General features: G+C 68.4%; 12 protein-coding genes. 7 read left to right on the top strand and 5 right to left on the bottom strand.

The features are described from left to right. Window positions 1–31: 31 nt before the first annotated feature. The 5 genes from ACZ7SW_RS10680 to ACZ7SW_RS10700 all read right to left on the bottom strand — a co-directional run bounded on the left by ACZ7SW_RS10680 (window position 32) and on the right by ACZ7SW_RS10700 (window position 7,610). Window positions 32–2,770, bottom strand: a complete 2,739-nt coding sequence (locus tag ACZ7SW_RS10680) for an alkaline phosphatase family protein (protein WP_470230172.1) — start codon at window positions 2,768–2,770, stop codon at window positions 32–34. A 4-nt stretch (window positions 2,771–2,774) separates the two neighbouring features. Then, complete coding sequence (locus ACZ7SW_RS10685) at window positions 2,775–4,127, bottom strand: ABC transporter permease (RefSeq protein WP_470230173.1); 1,353 nt, start codon at window positions 4,125–4,127, stop codon at window positions 2,775–2,777. Continuing rightward, window positions 4,124–5,053, bottom strand: a complete 930-nt coding sequence (locus tag ACZ7SW_RS10690; protein WP_470230174.1) for an ABC transporter ATP-binding protein — start codon at window positions 5,051–5,053, stop codon at window positions 4,124–4,126. Before ACZ7SW_RS10690 ends, ACZ7SW_RS10685 begins: the two co-directional genes overlap by 4 nt. Before the next feature lie 130 nt (window positions 5,054–5,183). Continuing rightward, on the bottom strand, window positions 5,184–6,134 hold the full coding sequence (locus ACZ7SW_RS10695; RefSeq protein ID WP_470230475.1) for an MsnO8 family LLM class oxidoreductase: 951 nt from the start codon (window positions 6,132–6,134) through the stop codon (window positions 5,184–5,186). A gap of 81 nt (window positions 6,135–6,215) precedes the next feature. Further along, on the bottom strand, window positions 6,216–7,610 hold the full coding sequence (locus tag ACZ7SW_RS10700) for an APC family permease (RefSeq protein WP_470230175.1): 1,395 nt from the start codon (window positions 7,608–7,610) through the stop codon (window positions 6,216–6,218). 163 nt (window positions 7,611–7,773) lie between these two features. Here ACZ7SW_RS10700 and ACZ7SW_RS10705 point away from each other — a divergent pair, with 163 nt between their 5' ends. The 7 genes from ACZ7SW_RS10705 (at window position 7,774) to hpaD (ending at window position 15,731) form a co-directional block, all read left to right on the top strand. Further along, window positions 7,774–8,385 (top strand): TetR/AcrR family transcriptional regulator, encoded by a 612-nt coding sequence (locus ACZ7SW_RS10705; protein WP_470230176.1) that lies wholly within the window; start codon window positions 7,774–7,776, stop codon window positions 8,383–8,385. Beyond that, entirely contained in the window at window positions 8,382–9,449 is a 1,068-nt protein-coding gene (locus tag ACZ7SW_RS10710; protein WP_470230177.1) for a DmpA family aminopeptidase, read from the top strand. Before ACZ7SW_RS10705 ends, ACZ7SW_RS10710 begins: the two co-directional genes overlap by 4 nt. 654 nt (window positions 9,450–10,103) lie before the next feature. Next, window positions 10,104–11,549, top strand: coding sequence for a fumarylacetoacetate hydrolase family protein (locus tag ACZ7SW_RS10715; RefSeq protein ID WP_470230178.1), 1,446 nt, complete (start codon window positions 10,104–10,106; stop codon window positions 11,547–11,549). After that, window positions 11,537–12,211, top strand: a complete 675-nt coding sequence (locus tag ACZ7SW_RS10720) for a GntR family transcriptional regulator (protein WP_037817800.1) — start codon at window positions 11,537–11,539, stop codon at window positions 12,209–12,211. Before ACZ7SW_RS10715 ends, ACZ7SW_RS10720 begins: the two co-directional genes overlap by 13 nt. A 15-nt stretch (window positions 12,212–12,226) precedes the next feature. Further along, complete coding sequence (dapA, locus tag ACZ7SW_RS10725) at window positions 12,227–13,171, top strand: 4-hydroxy-tetrahydrodipicolinate synthase (RefSeq protein WP_470230179.1); 945 nt, start codon at window positions 12,227–12,229, stop codon at window positions 13,169–13,171. A 2-nt stretch (window positions 13,172–13,173) separates the two neighbouring features. After that, window positions 13,174–14,682 carry a 5-carboxymethyl-2-hydroxymuconate semialdehyde dehydrogenase gene (gene hpaE, locus ACZ7SW_RS10730; RefSeq protein ID WP_470230180.1) on the top strand — a complete coding sequence of 503 codons (1,509 nt, stop codon included), beginning with the start codon at window positions 13,174–13,176 and terminating at the stop codon, window positions 14,680–14,682. After that, window positions 14,679–15,731: a 3,4-dihydroxyphenylacetate 2,3-dioxygenase gene (gene hpaD / locus ACZ7SW_RS10735; RefSeq protein ID WP_470230181.1), complete on the top strand. Its 1,053-nt coding sequence runs from the start codon at window positions 14,679–14,681 to the stop codon at window positions 15,729–15,731. The genes hpaE and hpaD overlap by 4 nt, the downstream gene beginning before the upstream one ends. Window positions 15,732–15,773 lie beyond the last annotated feature (42 nt).

A 15,773-nucleotide genomic window follows, 5' to 3' on the forward strand; every position in this document is an offset into this window, starting at 1 on the left:
CGGACAGGGGCTTTCCTTATCTGCTAACGAATCACCCGTCCGAATCGGCCGACGGAATGAACGCGCCCGGCACCTGGTCCGGTGCGAAGATCTTGTCCTCGCCCGGATACGGCTGGGTCCACCCGTGCACCTGGTACCACGTGAAGTGGTCCATCTGCGCGGGGTTGGCGTAGTCCGCGGTGGCGTTCGGGCCGGTCAGCTTCTGCTGCGCCTGCCATTGCTGCCACTGCTGAACCAGCTGCTGCTTGTCCGCGGGCACCGCCGCCGACGCCGCCGCGGTGGACGGGGTCGGGACGTTGTCCGTGCCGCACGACGGCGGGGTCTTCAGTCCCGCGGTCAGCGACGTCTGGTTCGGCACCGCGGTGAACGGCGCGGTGTCCGGCTTCTGCGTGAACGCGGTCGCCATCGGGGTGGCCGCGCTGTCCTTCTGGTTCATCGGGTGGATCCCGAGGATCTGCTCGATGGTGCGGATCATGGTGATCTGCGAGTAGTACCGGCTGTCGGTCACGCCGCGCTGGGCGTACGGGCTGATGATCTGGATCGGTGCCCGGTGCCCGTCGACGTGGTCCAGCCCGGCCTGGGAATCGTCCTCGACCACGAAGATCGCGGAGTCCTTCCAGTACTGGCTGTGCGAGATCTTGTCGACGATCTTGCCGACGGCCAGGTCGTTGTCGGCGACCTGCGCGGCCGGGCTCGGCGGCCCGCCGGTGTGGTCGCTCGACAGCCAGAACATGTTCAGGTTCGCCGGGCCGTTCTTCTCGAAGTCGTTCTTCCAGATCTCGTACCGGTACTGGTCCGGCACGTCCGTGTCGAACTTCGGGAAGCCCGGCACCGAAACCTTGTTCAGCGACGGGATCGGCGACGACGAGACCAGCGGGTAGGCGGTCGGCTCGCCGGTCGCGGCCATGTTCTTCGAGTCGCAGTACAGGTTCTGCCAGCTCGCGCCCGCGGGCTTGGTCAGGAACTGCTGGAACTCGCCGAAGTCGCGGACGGTCTTGCCCGCCGCCTGCGCCCCGCTCCACAGGAAGCCGCTGCGCTGGTGGCCCAGCGCGTCGTCCTCGGTGTCGTAGCTGCGCTTGTACTCGCCCGCGGACGACTCGGTGTACTCCGGGTTGTCCGCCTGCATCAGCCAGTTGTGGCCCTCGGCCGAGTTCGTGCCGATGTCGTAGGTGTTGTCGTACAAGCCGAACTGGTCGGCCAGCGCGTGCTGGTTCGGCGTGACGGCCTGGCCGAACTGCGCCAGCGCCGGGTTGCCGTTGCCCTTCTTCATGTCGCCGAAGACCTGGTCGTACGTCCGGTTTTCCTTGACCAGCAAGAAAACGTGCTTGATCGTGGACGGGTCGCCCAGCCGCTGCGGCACCGGAACCGGCTTGACGTTGCGGTTGCCGTTGGCCTTCTGCACCGAACCGGGCGTCCAGCCGTTCTGCTTGAACACCTGATATGTCTGCGCCCAGGTCTGCCAGTCGGTCGGCAGCGTGAACCGCTGCAGGCTCGACGTGGTGTCGTGCGTGGCGTGCCCGGCCGCGGTGGTCGGGCGGCGGGCGTCGATGCCGCGGGTGTTCGCGACAAGGATGTTATTGCCCGACGCTGAGATACCAGACGGGAAGTAATCCGTCGGCAGCAGCCCGATGAAGGCGGCGGGGGCCTGCGGGAACCAGTAGCGGTAGACCGCGACCGCGTTCGCCCGGCCGAGGGTCACCAGCAGGTGGCCGTCGTCGGTGAGCGCGAGGTCGGTCGGTTCGTAGCCGACCGTCGCCTCCGGCCACGGCTGCGTCGCGATGGTCTGCACCACGACGCCCCGCTGGGCGTCGATCACCGAAACGCTGTCGCCGCCGGTGTTGGCCACGAACAGGGTGTTGTTCTTGGCGCGCAACGCGGTCGGGTGCAGGCCGACGTCGATGCTCTTCACCGGGGCTGCCGGGTTCGCCAGGTCGATCACGCTGACCGTGCCGGTGGTGGCGGCCCCGGTCTTCGGGTCGGCGACGACCTCGGTGCCGTACGAGTTCAGCGTGGTGTCGCCCGGCTTCGCCGCGCGGCCGCCCTCGTTGCTGACGTAGATCCGGTTGCCGATCCGCACCAGTGCGCGCGGCGCGTTGCCGACGGTCCAGCTCTGCTTGATCTGGCCGCTGGCCGCGTCAATGGCGACGACGCGGTTCTGGCCGTTCACCGCGGAGTACACAGTGGACCCGTCCGGCGAGAAGATCGCGCCCGCGGCAAGGGAATGCTTGTCCCCGTCGGCCGGGATCGCGACCCACGTCGGGTTGGCGACGGTGCCGTCCGGGTTGACGTCGAACTTGCGGTAGCCGTCGATCTGGCCCAGCCACAGCGTTTTGCCGTCCGGCGAGTACGATGGGCCTTCCTGTCCGACGTCGTTGCCGGGCAGTTGCAGGTTGGCCTTCTTGTCCTTGCCGACGAGCTGCTGCACCTTCCAGCTCTTCAGGTCGACGATGGTCAGCGCGATGCCGCCGTCGGTGGTCAGCGCGGCGAGGTGGCTGCCGTCCGGGCTGACCGCCGACGACATGATCTTGCCGTTGGGGACGACCAGCCGCTCGCCGATCGGCTTGAGGTACTGGTCGCTCGAGATGGTCAGGCCGTTCGCGGTTTCCTGGCCGACCTGGTCGGTGCCGAACTGCTTGGTGGAGGCGAGGCCGATGCCCGAGCCCGTGGCGACGAGAGCGACCGTGGTCGCCCCCGCCGTGACGAAGCGCAGCTTGCGGGATCTGCGGAGTTCTTTCTTCCCGCCACGCCGGCGACGGCGCGTTACTTGCATGTCCTCATCCCTTCGTGGAGGAGAGCAGCTCGACGTTGCCGTCGAACTGCCACAGCGGGTTGGGCCGGTCCCCTTCCGGGGTCCGCACCTGGAAGTAGCCGTTCACTTCCTTCGGTCCGTCGCCGTCGGCGACATACCGCCCGTCCGAGGTGACATCGAGCTGGTAGATCGCCTGTCCGGTCGCTGAGATACCAGGGAGATGCCAGGAGACGACGCACCGCCAGTCGTTGCCGGGGCCTTCGGCCTCGACGAGGCCGCCGCCCTTGGTGCATTCCGTGCTGGCCGCGAGCTGCTCCTCCGTGACGTCCGGACGGTGCAGCTGCGCGGTCTGGAGCCGGTAGAGGTGCGCGAACTCGGTGGACAGCGACTGCTGCAGCTTGGCCTGGTCGATGCCCGAACCCGAGGCCGGCGTAGCGACCGCGACGACCGCCACCGTGACCCCGACCAGTCCGGCCAGCGGCAGCAAGCCCGCAGTTAGTATCCGACGACCGGCACCCTCATATGTCAGATCGGTGAAGTCGCGTCTCACGAAGAGCAGGTAGGCCAGCGCAGTCGCGACCACTGCCCACACCAGGCTCACCCCGACGCCGATCAGCAGCGGGCCGAGCTGGACCGGATCGGCGAAGAGACCGTTCCACGAAATGAACGCGTACGTCGGCAGCGCGAGCCGCACGACAACCGGCAGCGGCAGCAGTTGCGCCACCGCCATCACCAGCGCGACCACCGCGGGCAGCAGCAAGCCCATCGGCGACCGTCCTAACGCGACAGAGCCGAGCAGGCCGATCCCCGCCAGGGCGAGCGTCGGAGCGAGCACGCAGATCCAGGCGAGAATGACCTTCACCGCCGCGTCGCCCGAGGACAGCAGGTGCCCGTCGAGCCCGGGGAGAGGCTGCCCGCCGACCGCGACGAGACCGCCGACCGTGCTGGACACCGCCAATCCGAGGACCAGCAACAAGATCACGGTCAGGCTGGCGAGTGCCTTCGAGACGAAGATCCGCCGGTACGACCGCATCGCCACCAGCAGGTGCCGCCAGGTGCCGAGCCGGTCCTCGGCGGCGAAGACGTCCCCGGCGACCAGCGAGGTCAGCAGCGGAAGCGCGTAGCTGCCGGCGAAACCGAGCAGCACGAGCGGCCCGGCCCAGCCGGTGGCGTTCATCAGGCGGCCGAACAGGGTGTCCACCGGCAGGTCGCTCTGCTGGCTGACCGCGGCGACGAACACCGCGGGCGCGAGCCAGCAAGCGAGCAGCAGCACCCGGATCCGCCACTGGGACAACAACTTCACCAGTTCGAACCGGTAGCCGCGGCCCAGCCCGACCGGGCGGACGGGCGCCGGCGCCCGTTCCTCGGTGACGGTCATCGCTTCTCCCCCTGCTCTGTCAGCTCCAGGAACGCCGCCTCCAGCGGCGAGACGACCGGAGCCAGTTCCCGTACGCCGATGCCCTTGCCGACGACGCGTGCGACCAAGTCGTCCAGCGCGGGCACCAGGCCGCTCACCACTAGGACGTCGGCCTGCCCGCGCGGCGTCTGGGTGTCGTCGATCCGCAGCCCGGGCACGTTCTCGGCGATCTCGCGCGCGGCTTTCTGGTCCGAAGTGACCAGGCGATAAGCCAGCTCACGGTCCTCAGAGGACAGTTTCGCCAGCGGGCCGGTGAAAACGACGCAGCCCGAGGACAGGATGGTGACCTCCGAGCACAGTGCTTCGAGGTCGTCCATCCGGTGGCTGGACAGCACCACCGCGGTCCCCTCGTCGGCGAGCCGGGTGAGCACGCCGTGCACGTGTTTCTTGCCCGCCGGGTCGAGGCCGTTGGCGGGTTCGTCGAGGACCAGCAGTCGCGGTTTGGTCAGCAACGCGGCGGCCAGGCCGAGGCGCTGGCGCATGCCAAGGGAGAACCCGCGCGCCCGGTCGTCGGCGACGTCGGTCAGCCCGACTTGTGCGAGGAGGTCGTCGATGTCGACGGTCTGCCCGCGCAGCGAGGCCAGCGCGGCCAGGTTCTGCCGCGCGGTGAGCGAGGGGTACAGCCCCGGCCCGTCGACGAACCCGGAAATGCCGTCCGGGGTGGCGAGCGCGCGGCCGACCGGGCGGCCGAGGATCTCGAGTTCGCCCTCGTCCGCGACCGCGAGCCCGAGCAGCAGGCCGAGCAGGGTCGTCTTGCCCGCGCCGTTCGGGCCGACGAGCCCGTGGATCTCGCCGTGGGCCACGTCGAGATCGACACCGTCGAGCGCGATCACGTCGCCGAAACACTTGGTGATCGCACGGGCCCGCACCGCGTCGCTGGTTTTCATCAATCCCCACTTTCCGAAGCCGTGAGGAACTTAGGCACGACAAGTGACATGCGAACCCGTGCCAGGTTGAACGTTGGGGAAACCCCGTGCGCCGCAGCCGGTTTCGCGGCGGCTAATCAGACAAAACGGATCAATCGCGCCGGGGTAAAGTGTCCGAGATCTCCCGGACCAGCGCATAGGACCGTTTCCGCTCCGCGTGGCCGTGGATCGGGGTGGTGATCATCAGCTCGTCCGCGCCGGTTTCGGCGATGACTGTGCGCAACGAATTCCGCAGTGCCGCCGGGGCTCCGGCGAGTACCGGACCGGGGCCGACAGCCGGGTCCACGACCGCGTCTTCCGGACGCGGCACCAAGATCCGCTCGCCGCGCGAACGGCTCAACGCCTTAGCCCGAATGGACCTGGCGAGCCATTCGGCCCGCTCCTCGGTCGCGGCGGCGACCACCGCGACGCTGACCACAATGGACGGTTCGACGGTGTGACCGGGGCGGAAGTTCTCGCGATAGCTCCGGGTCGCGGCGGCGGCTTCGGCGGGGCGCAGGTGGTAGGCGAAGGCGTACGGCAGGCCTAGTTCGGCGGCGAGGTGTGCGCTTGCGGTGCTTGAGCCGAGCAGCCAGACGTCCGGCACGTTCCCTTGTGCGGGAGTCGCGCGCAGCGGCTGGTCGGCATCGGCATCGGCATCGGCGAAGTACTCCAGCAACTCCTTGACGCGGCCGGGAAAGCTTTTCGCCGGTCCGGGATTCAGCGCGGCGGCCACTCGGCGCGGACCGCCGAGCGCGCGGCCGAGCCCGAGGTCGATCCGGCCCGGATGAAACGCGGCGAGCGTGCCGAACTGCTCGGCGACGACGAGCGGCGAGTGGTTGAGCAGCAGAACGCCGCCCGCGCCGACGCGGATCCTCTTCGTGGCATCCGCGACGCGGGCCGCTGCCACGGCAGGCGCGGCGCTCGCGACACCACGCATGCTGTGGTGTTCGGGCAACCAGTAGCGGTGATATCCCAGTTCGTCGAGGTCGACCGTGCGCCGCAACGCCTCCCGCGCGGTCGCTCCGGCGAAGGTCCGTGAGGGGAACCCTGACGGAATCAGACTCCCTCAGGGTTCCCCTCACGGACCTCGGCATCGCGCGACTGGGCCGCCCAGGTCTCAGGTGGACGGTCCAGCCGCGGCTTACGAGGTCTCCCGCACCGGCGCGGGCGCGTCCTCCTCTTCCTCCACCGCTTCGCTCAGCTGCCAGCCACCGCGGCGGCGCAGCACCACGAGGTAATACCCCAAGGCCAGCAACGCGATCGCGCCGGTGACAATGAGGCTCGGCCGTCCGATCACCGGGTCGGTCGCGTTCACGTACAGCACGAAGGCCAGCGCGATCAACGCCACCACCGGCGCGATCGGGAACCCGGGCATCCGGTACTTGGCCCCGGCCGTCGCTCCGGAGCGGCGGCCCAAGATGGCCCCGAGGCACAGCGCCGCGTACACGACGACGATCGACGTGCTGGTCACGACTGTCAGGATCTGCGGGTCCACAAAGCACAGTGCGGCAGCGAGGAATCCGGTCACCAGCGTCGCGACCCACGGGGTGCCGAACTTCGGGTGCACCGCCGAGAGCGCGCGGTTCATCGCCTTCGGCCACGCGCGGTCCCGGCCGCTGCTGAACACCAGCCGGGAACTGATCAGCACGATCGCCAGCACCGCGTTGATGATGGCGAGCGCGACCGCGAGGCTCAGCACGGTGTCGAGCGTGGTGCCGCCGCGGGCCTGCACGAAGTACGACAACATGTTGGGAGAGCTGAACAAAGTGCCGAGATCCGGCGCGCCCATCAACACCGCGGTGACCGGGATCAGCTCGGCCAGCACAGTCACCCCGAGTCCCATGAGGACAGCGCGCGCCACCCCGCGTCCGGCGTCCTTGGTCTCCTCTCCGAAGTAGACAGCCGAGCCGTAGCCGTTGTAGGCGAAGATCGCGATCGCCGTCGCGATCATCACCGCGCTGATCGTCGCCGGCCCGCCGCCCGGGGCGACCGGATGCGCGAGCAGATCGGTGAACGGACGGGCGGGCTTGACCAGCCCGAGCACCGCGACCACGGCCAGCGCCAGCAGCTCCACCGCGAGGAAAACGCCGGTGACCCAGGCGTTCAGCTTGATGTCGAACACCGCGACGATCGCGGCGAGCACGCACGTCACCGACGCCACCACCGCCGGGGACACGCCGGGCAGCACCACGCTCAGGTAGGTGCCGACACCGAGCGCGATCACCGCGACGATCAGCACCTGCGTCACGATCATGATGCCCAGCACCATGAATCCGGGAAGTTTGCCCAGCGTGCGGGCGGCGATCGTGTATTCGCCGCCCGCGCTCGGGAAGGCCGAGCCCAGCTCGGCGTACACGAAGGCCATGAAGATGCCGACCACGGCGGCGGCGAGGAAGGCGTAGAAGGCGCCCGACCCGGCGCCGGTGAGGACGCCCGGTGCGATCACGAACACCGAGGACGCCGGGCTGATCGCGGAAAGCGTGATCAGCAGCATGCCGAGGGTGCGCAACCCGCGGCGCAAGACGGGGGTGGACAACGCTGGCCTCCATCAAGTCGTTGCTCAAGTACGTTGTTTGAATGGAACTCAAATAACCAGCCGGGCGTTCAGCTAAGGCCCTGACGCCCGCCACGTCAAGACTTCGGCGGTCTCGATCCGTTCAGGGGTTGCATTTTTCGAGATTTGTTCAAAGAATCAAGGCATGGCAAGACCGAGCAAGGCCCCCGAGCGGCGGGCGGAACTGGTGGCCGCGGCGCGGCACACGGTCGTCGAACGCGGCGTGCTGAACCTGAAGCTGCGCGACGTCGCGGACCACGCCGGCATGTCGCCGGGTTCCCTGTTGTACTACTACCCCTCCCTGAGCGACCTGCTCGAAGACGTGCAGCAGGAGGCCGTCGAACGCTTCTGCGTCGCGCGCGAAGCCGCGGTCGCGGCCGAGTCCGACCCGCGTGCCCGGCTGCGCGCGATGATCGGCAGCGGCCTGCCGAACGGCAAGAACGACGAGCTGTGCGTGCTGCTGTACGAACTGGGCACCATCGCCCGCCGCGAACCGGCGTACGCCGCGCGGCACATCGCGCTGTACGAACGTCAGGTCCGCGGCTACGTCGGCATCCTGGAAGCCGGTGCGGCGACGGGGATTTTCGACCTGACCGACGATCCGGTCACCGTCGCCCGCAACCTCGTCACCCTCGAAGACGGGTACGGACTGCACCTGACCCAAGCCGTCCCGCCGCTCGACCGGTCCGTCGCCGAGGCGATGGTCCTGTCCTACGCCCGCGTTTCGACCCGATGCTCCCTGGAGGACCCCGCATGACCCGCGCCCGCGACCTAGGCCTGACCCTCGGCGGCAAGCCCGGCCCGCACAACGCGATCACTGATATCCCAGGCGTCGAGGTCGGATACACCACCTTGATCGAAGGCGGTTCGGTGCGGACAGGCGTCACCGCGATCCTTCCGCGCGGCCGGGACCAGTTCGACGTGCCGTGTTCCGCTGGCACTTTTTCGTTGAACGGCAACGGGGAAATGACCGGCCGGGCCTGGCTCGCGGAGACCGGGTCGCTGACGCTGCCGGTTTTGATCACCAGCACCCACTCGGTCGGGCAGTGTCATCGCGGCACGATCGACTGGGTAGTGCGGGAACGCCCGGACGCCGCGGCGGAATGGCTGCTGCCGGTGGTCGCGGAGACGTGGGACGGGTATCTCAACGACGTCAACGCGCCGACTATCCGGACCGAGCACGCTGTCGCCGCGATCGACGCGGCGGCTTCCGGGCCCATTGCGGAGGGTTCGGTGGGTGGCGGGACCGGGATGACCTGTTACGGGTTCAAGGGCGGGACCGGGACTTCGTCGCGGATCGTCGCTCATGGCTCGGACAGCTACACGGTCGGGGCCCTGGTGCAGGCGAACTTCGGGAGCCGCCCGGAACTCACGGTGGCCGGGTCGCAGCTGGGCGTCGAGCTGGCTGACGACAATCCCATGGCCGACACGAGCTGGCTCGCTCCGGCCGGTGCGGGGTCGGTGATCGTCGTGATCGGGACCGATGCGCCTCTGTTGCCTGGGCAGTGCACCGCGCTGGCCCGCCGGGTGCCGCTTGGCTTGGCGCGGACTGGGACTACCGGGTCGCACTTCTCCGGCGACTTGTTCTTGGCCTTCAGCACGGCTAACGCGGGCGCGTTGACCAGCCATTTCCCCCGGCCGGACGACGAGCCTTACGAGAGCATGCGGTTCATCCCGTGGGGTGCGATCGATCCGTTCTTCGAGGCCGTGGTGCAGGCAGTGGAGGAGGCGGTGTTGAACGCGCTGGTGGCGAATGAGGAGATGACCGGGCACCGGGGGCATCGGGTTCCGGCGCTTCCCCTGGCGCACTGGGGGGCCTAGAGCAGGCGCGGCGGGCTCGCCCGGGCGCTTGGCTGACCACGCGCCGCGTCCGGGCGAGCCGGAGCTTCGCCGACAAACCCCGCCCCCGCCGAAAAAAGCCTCGTGGGCGTCGGTCACGGTTTTCACCGGGGCAGGCGCCCACGAGGCCCATCTTTACTTCGACAGTTCCGCTCCGAGCCGGAACGCCGACGGCTGATTCGCCGGGTCGGGCGCAGGGCACGGATCAGGACGGCAAGATCTCGAAGCCCCTTGGTGTCCCCGGTTTTGTGCACGATGTACGCCGCGAGAGCGAGCACTGCGACGAAGGCAGTCAGGGTGCACAGGGGGTATCGCCAGCAACAGCAAGTCAACTCCGCAACGACGTACACCGGCCCCGGTGCCGGTGCAGCTGCTTCGAGTTGTCTGCAGTTGCTGCGGCTCACGTGTAAACCCTCGAACTGAGCAGCGATCCGGGTGCTGCTCAGTGCTGGAACAATGTCAGCGCTTCAAGGCGGCCCCGGCCGGGGCATGAGTCGCAGGTGCCGCGAATAGTAGCGGTCGGCCGCTAGCGGCTCGACGCCTCCTCCGCCGCCCAGCCCTTGCCCCGACCCGCCAGGATCGTATATCTTTTGAGATATCTTCCTCTCCCGACGACATCCGGGCAGGTCAACCCCCATGAGTCCCGTATCGAGCACCATCCCGCCGGAGCGGCCGGGCAAGGTCATCGCGCTTCATCTGAACTACCCGTCCCGCGCGAAGCAGCGCGGGAGGACCCCGGCGAAGCCCTCGTACTTCGTCAAACCCGCCACCTCGATCAGCTCCTCCGGTACCCCCGTCGAGCGCCCGGCTGGCACCGAACTCCTCGCCTTCGAGGGCGAGATCGCGCTCATCATCGGCAAGCAGGCGCGGCGCGTCACCCCGGAACAAGGCTGGAGTCACGTCGAGAGCGTCACCGCGGCCAACGACTTCGGCGTATACGATCTGCGGCACGCCGACGGCGGTTCCAACCTCCGCTCCAAGGGCGGCGACGGCTTCACCCCCCTCGGCCCCGCCACGATCCCGGCCGCCGAGGTCGATCCCGCCGACCTCCGCGTCCGGACCTGGGTCAACGGCGAGCTCGTCCAGGACGACACCACCGAAGACCTCATCTTCGACTTCGGCACCCTCGTCGCCGATCTCTCCCAGCTGAGCACTCTCGAACCCGGCGACGTCATCCTCACCGGGACGCCGGCCGGCTCGTCCGTGGTCAAGCCGGGCGACGTGGTCGAGGTGGAGGTCAGCCACGGCGAGAAGACCACCGGCCGCCTGGTCACGCCGGTCACCGAGGGCACCACGCCGCTCCCGGAGTTCAGCGCGCAGCCCAAAATCGACGACAACCAGCGCGAACAGGCTTACGGCGACCGGGAATCCGCGGGCCTCCCGGCGGAATTCGTGCTCACGGAAGAACTCAAGACCAAGCTCACCAGCGTAGGCACGGCGACGCTTTCCGCCCAGCTGCGCAAAAACGGCTACAACCACGTCTCCATCGACGGCCTCGGTTCCACGCGTCCGGACACGAAACTCATCGGCCGCGCGAGGACTCTCCGCTACGTCCCGTTCCGCGAGGACCTCTTCAAATCCCACGGCGGCGGCTTCAACGCCCAGAAACGCGCCATCGATTCCCTGAATCCGGGCGACGTCCTGGTGATGGAAGCCCGCGGCGAAAAGGGAACCGGCACGATCGGCGACATCCTCGCTCTCCGCGCCCAGGTCCGCGGAGCAGCGGGAATCGTCACCGACGGCGGCGTTCGCGACCTGGCGGCGGTGGCCGCGCTGGACATCCCGACCTACCACTCCGGCCCGCACCCAGCGGTGCTCGGCCGCCGCCACGTTCCTTGGGACGTAGACAGCACCATCGCTTGCGGTGGCGCGACAGTCCAGCCGGGCGACGTGATTGTCGGCGATTCCGACGGCGTCCTGGTGATTCCGCCGCATCTGGTGGAAAAAATCGCGGACGCGGCGATCGAGCAGGAGCGCCAGGAAACGTTCATCGCGGAGCAGGTCGCGAACGGCGAAAGCGTCGACGGCCTCTACCCGATGAACGAACACTGGAAGGCCAGGTACGCCCAGTGGCGCCCGTAGCAGGCGAAAGCAAGTCCCAGCGCGCGTACCGCTGGATCAAGGACCGGATCGCCGACCGGACCTTCGGTCCCGGCTATCGCTTGGTGCTGGGGCAAATCGCCAAGGAACTGGACGTCAGCGTCGTCCCGGTGCGCGAAGCGATCCGGCTGCTCGAAGCCGAAGGGCTGGTCACTTTCGAACGCAACGTCGGCGCGCAGGTGGTGATGGTCGACGAGACCGCCTACGAGCACACCATGCAAACCCTTGCCCTGGTGGAAGGTTTCGCCACCTCACTGTCCGCGCCGAAACTGTCCACTGAGGACATCGAGCGGGCGCGCGCGGTCAACGAGCAGATGCGCCTGTCGCTGGAAAACTTCGAGCCGCACCGGTTCACCGAATTGAACCAAGAGTTCCATTCAGTCCTTTTCGAACCGTGCCCCAACCCGCACGTGCTCGACCTCGTGCACCGCGGCTGGCACCGGCTGGCTTCGCTGCGCGATTCGACGTTCAGCTTCGTCCCGGGCCGCGCGCACGAATCCGTCAAGGAACACGAACAACTGCTGGTGCTGATCGAGCAGAACGCCGACCCGCTGGAGCTCGAGCTGGCCGCGCGCCGGCACCGCACCGCCACCCTCGACGCCTACCTCGACCGGCGGGCCGCCCCGCCCGCCGAAGCTCCCTAGGAAGGACCCCACCCCATGAGGTTCCGCAGTACCCCGAACGCCATCACCGGCTCGATCGCGCCGCTGATGACCCCGTTCACCGCCGACGGCGCGGTCGACCACGAGAGCCTGACCAACCTGGTGAACTGGCAGCTCGCGTCCGGTTCGGACGGCGTCTCGATCGGCGGGTCCACCGGCGAACCCGGTGCGATGACGGTGGCCGAGCGCGCGGAGACGATCCGCACTGTCGCCAAGGCGGTGGGAGACAAGGTGCCGTTCATGCCCGGCACCGGTTCGGCGAAACTCGACGAGACGCTGGAGCTGACCTCCGAGGCACGCGACGCGGGCATCGACGCGGCGCTGATCATCACCCCGTACTACGCCCGGCCCACCCAGGAAGCGCTTTACCGCTGGTACGCCACGGTCGCGAAGGAATTCCCGGACCTGCCGATCGTCGCTTACAACGTGCCGAGCCGGACGTCGGTCGACCTCGCCCCGGAGACGGTCGCGCGGCTGTTCCGCGATTTCGACAACTTCGTCGGGATCAAGGAGACCACAAAGGACTTCGAACACTTCTCTCGCGTACTTCACTTGTGCGGCAAGGAATTGCTGGTCTGGTCCGGCATCGAGCTGCTGTGCCTGCCGCTGCTCGCGCTCGGCGGAGCCGGGTTCGTGAGCGCCACCGCCAACATCGCCCCGGCGGCCAGCGCCGAGATGTACCGCGCGTGGACCGAGGGCGATTTCGACCGCGCCCGCGAGATCCACTACGGCCTGCACCCGCTGGTCGACCTGCTGTTCGTCGAGACCAACCCGGCGCCGGGCAAGTGGGTGCTGGAGCAGCGCGGGCTGATCAAGTCGGGCTTCGTGCGCCCGCCGCTGATCACCCCGACCGAACCGGGCATCGCCCGGATCACCGAACTGATGCGCCAGGGCGAGCAGTACCTCTCGCCCGTCGACGGCTTCACTGTGGAAGGAAAGTGACCATGACCGCGCACTACGTTCCGGAGAACCTGCCGGAGCACATCCGCCACTACATCGGCGGAGCGCCGGCCGACAGCGTCTCGGGCGACACCTTCGAGGTGCTCGACCCGGTCACGAACAAGCCGTACATGACGGCTTCGGCGGGCAAGGCCGAGGACGTCGACCTCGCCGTCGCCGCGGCGAAGGAAGCGTTCGACCACGGCCCCTGGCCGAAGATGCTGCCGCGTCAGCGCGCCCGCATCCTCAACAAGATCGCCGATCTGGTGGAGAGCCGCGACAAGCGACTGGCCGAGCTCGAAACCTTCGACACCGGCCTGCCGATCAAGCAGGCGCTCGGCCAGGCGCAGCGCGCGGCCGAGAACTTCCGGTTCTTCGCCGACCTGATCGTCGCGCAGGCCGACGACACCTACAAGGTGCCCGGCAAGCAGGTCAACTACGTCAACCGCAAGCCGGTCGGCGTCGCCGGGCTGATCACGCCGTGGAACACGCCGTTCATGCTGGAGAGCTGGAAGCTCGCCCCGGCGCTGGCGTCCGGCTGCACCGTGGTGCTCAAGCCCGCCGAGTTCACGCCGCTGTCGGCGAGCCTGTGGGCGGACATCTTCCGCGAGGCCGGCGTGCCGGACGGGGTGTTCAACCTCGTCAACGGCCTCGGCGAGGAAGCGGGCGACGCGCTGGTCAAGCACCCGGACGTCCGGCTGATCTCGTTCACCGGCGAAACCACCACCGGCGAAACGATCTTCCGCAACTGCGCGCCCGGGCTCAAGGGCATGTCGATGGAGCTGGGCGGCAAGTCCCCGGCCGTCGTGTTCGCCGACGCGGACTTCGAAGCGGCGCTGGACTCCACGCTGTTCGGCGTCTTCTCGCTCAACGGCGAACGCTGCACGGCGGGCAGCCGGATCCTCGTCGAGCGCCCGATTTACGAGGAGTTCTGCGCCCGTTACGCCGAACGCGCCCGCGACATCGTCGTCGGCGACCCGCACGACCCGGCCACCGAGGTCGGCGCGCTGGTGCACCCGGAGCACTTCGACAAGGTGATGAGCTACGTCGAAATCGGCAAGACGGAAGGGAAACTGCTCGCCGGCGGCGGCCGTCCGGAGGGCCTGGACACCGGGAACTACGTGGCCCCGACGGTCTTCGCCGACGTGAAGCCGGACGCGCGGATCTTCCAGGAGGAGATTTTCGGCCCGGTCGTGGCGATCACCCCGTTCGACACCGACGAGGAAGCGCTGGAGCTGGCCAACAACGTCAAGTACGGCCTGGCCGCCTACGTCTGGACCGCCGACCTCACCCGGGCGCACAACTTCGCGCAGAGCATCGACGCCGGCATGGTCTGGCTGAACTCGCACAATGTGCGCGACCTGCGCACGCCGTTCGGCGGGGTCAAGGCGTCCGGCCTCGGCCACGAAGGCGGCTACCGCTCGATCGACTTCTACACCGAACAGCAGGCCGTGCACATCACGCTCGGCGACGTGCACACGGCGCGCTTCGGGGCCGGGAAGGACAAGGCATGACCACGACCCCGCCGGACGTCATCCGCTGCGCCTACGCGGAACTCATCGTCAGCGACCTCCGCGCGTCGCGAGAGTTCTATGTGGACGTTCTCGGCCTCGTCGTGACATATGAGGACGACCAGGCGATATACCTGCGCGCGTTTGAGGAATACCTGCACCACTCGCTGATCCTCCGCAAGGGAGCGGAACCGGCGCTGTCCGTGCTCGCGTACCGCGTGCGCGGCGAAGGCGAACTCGACGTCGCCGAGGCGTACTACCGGGAGCTGGGCGTCGAGGTGCGCCGTGTCCCGGCGGGCACGACGCGCGGCATCGGCGAAGCGGTGCGCGTGCTGGACCCGCTCGGCTTCCCGATCGAGTTCTTCTACGAGGCCGAGCACGTCGAGCGCTTCACCCAGCGCTACGACGTGCACGGCCCGGGCGCGCTGTCACGGCTGGACCACTTCAACGTGAACACGCCGGACGTCCCGGCCGCGCGGGCGTATTACGAGGGCCTCGGTTTCCGGGTGTCGGAAGACATCGTGGACGACGAGGGCACCGTGTACGCGGCGTGGATGTTCCGCAAACCGACCGTGCACGACGTCGCGCTCACCGGCGGTGCGGGCCCCCGGCTGCACCACATCGCGTTCGCGACCCACGAGCGGCACCAGATCCTGCACATCTGCGACCACCTCGGCGCGGTGCGGAAATCGGACCGGATCGAGCGCGGCCCGGGCCGGCACGGCGTGTCGAACGCGTTCTATTTGTACGTGCGTGACCCGGACGGGCACCGGATCGAGATCTACACCCACGACTATTACACCGGCGATCCGGACAACCCGGTGATCAGCTGGGACGTGCACGACAACCAGCGCCGCGACTGGTGGGGCAATCCGGTGGTGCCGAGCTGGTACACCGAGGCCTCGCGGGTGCTCGACCTGGACGGGAACCTCCAGCCGGTCGAGGAACGCACCGACACGAAGGAAATGGACGTGACCATCGGGGCGGACGGGTTCTCCTACACCCGCACCGACGACACCGCCCGCGGCTTCAAACTGGGCGAACAGGTCTAAGGTGCGTCCCGTCCGTGAAGGGAACCCTGAGGGACTCTGATT

The organism is Amycolatopsis sp. NPDC114484 (genome assembly GCF_055633755.1).